Origin of the sequence: Vibrio genomosp. F10 str. ZF-129, from assembly GCF_000287055.2 — a bacterium.
Classification (GTDB): Bacteria; Pseudomonadota; Gammaproteobacteria; order Enterobacterales; family Vibrionaceae; genus Vibrio.
Window position 1 is genome coordinate 1 of sequence record NZ_AJYQ02000022.1, and the last position, 1,394, is coordinate 1,394.

The window sequence follows — 1,394 nt, forward strand, 5'->3', positions numbered from 1 at the left end:
GCCCAAACTGGCTTTTACAACGCACATTTTGATAGCCACAAAACCGCTTAAACTTCAAAGGGCGACAACCTTGAAGTGGCTGATTACCGAACTATCTAGCCCAAAAATCACAGCGAGTCTTAACGCCGCATTAAGTGGTGAGCAACGCAGACCACTGAACCTAAAGCATTGTGCCGTAAACACTAAAGTTGAAGCAAACCAAAAATGCCGAGCGTTCGGAATCCGTCTTAAATGCCTTGTTAGTTTAAAATACGGTAAACGCAAATTTGGTATTGCCAATTTGGTTCGTTGAAATACAGCCTGACGCCAATTCGACATCATAACTTTCAGCATATTCATTGACTAAGGTCTCGAGCTGAACTTGCGGTATAAAAGGATGCACACCCAATGACCACATTGTTCTAATGTCGTCCTCTGAGCCTTTTACTTGACTAATTTTACATACGTCTTTCATCATACCTGCAATACAAGAAGCGGCGCTCAAGTTTTGTTTGATTTCAAGTGCTATATATTGACCAAGGCGAGCATGTTTTTTTCGAATTAAAAAATCTATCGCCATGAACTTCTGATTCTTAGAGATTCGTCGATCCATTGAATATTGGAACTCTCGGACCCATTCATCCACTAAGAGCTGAGTTTCTAGGAACATAGCAAATTCGACCTGAAGCCAGATTTCCCAGCCGGTCAGTTCATTGTTTTCAATTAGGCTCAGTCGCTCGATAATATACTGCTGACTAAAGAAATCGGTCGCTAGCTCATTGATAAATTGAAAATCATTGTTAACCATGAAATACCTTTGTTGATTAGTAAACTAACGCCCAATTAAGGGGTGAGCAACGCTACCACCCAAACCTAAAGCATTGTGCCATAAACACTTAATTTGAAGTAGAACCAAAAATGCCAAGCGTTGGGAATCCCTCTTAAATTGTTTGTTATGTGAATTTTTCACACACCCAAAAGAGGCAGATTTTTACGCTGATGATAGGTTAAAGCTAACTCTAGACAGGACTTGATGACCGTTTCTGGTAGCGGTTTAGATAAGGACAGAACTATTGCTCTGTTTCCCTGAAACACCAACTCGTCACCATACAACTCCCGAAATGTATCGACTAGCTTAGTTTGGCAATTAAAGAATAGGTAATAATTATTGGGAGACTTAAGCTTCCAGTCCATTCTTAACGGACTGCCCGTTTTTACACTGTAGCTTGGCTCACCCCATTTTAGAGTTTCATCGACTTCACCCAGTTCCAACTCAGATGCGACTTGAAAGACTAAATTTCGCAGCTCTTCTAACCTAACACGAGCATTTTCCGGATACTCATCGAACCGATCTTTGACTACCTTGTCCATTGGAATCTCCTATTCACATAACGCTCTGCTAAGCGGCAAATAAA

The 1,394-nt window shown here is 41.0% G+C and carries 3 protein-coding genes; 1 reads left to right on the forward strand and 2 read right to left on the reverse strand.

Annotated elements, in window-relative coordinates; all coding sequences use genetic code 11:
• Window positions 1-292: hypothetical protein (locus A1QO_RS20500; RefSeq protein ID WP_038132103.1), on the forward strand; the 292-nt coding region annotated here is incomplete at its 5' end.
• On the opposite strand, the gene A1QO_RS03895 is transcribed toward A1QO_RS20500, so the two are convergent.
• Entirely contained in the window at window positions 245-787 is a 543-nt protein-coding gene (locus A1QO_RS03895; protein WP_017039547.1) for a hypothetical protein, read from the reverse strand. The two genes, A1QO_RS20500 and A1QO_RS03895, sit on opposite strands and share 48 nt — an antisense overlap.
• Window positions 788-945: 158 nt before the next feature.
• Window positions 946-1,350: a DUF1801 domain-containing protein gene (locus A1QO_RS03900; RefSeq protein WP_017039704.1), complete on the reverse strand. Its 405-nt coding sequence runs from the start codon at window positions 1,348-1,350 to the stop codon at window positions 946-948.
• Between the last annotated feature and the right edge of the window lie 44 nt (window positions 1,351-1,394).

Bases quoted from the DNA above. Each gene is read 5' to 3' on its own strand.
- A1QO_RS03895 (WP_017039547.1), bottom strand. From the start codon at position 787: ATGGTTAACAATGATTTTCAATTTATCAATGAGCTAGCGACCGATTTC.
- A1QO_RS03900 (WP_017039704.1), bottom strand. From the start codon at position 1,350: ATGGACAAGGTAGTCAAAGATCGGTTCGATGAGTATCCGGAAAATGCT.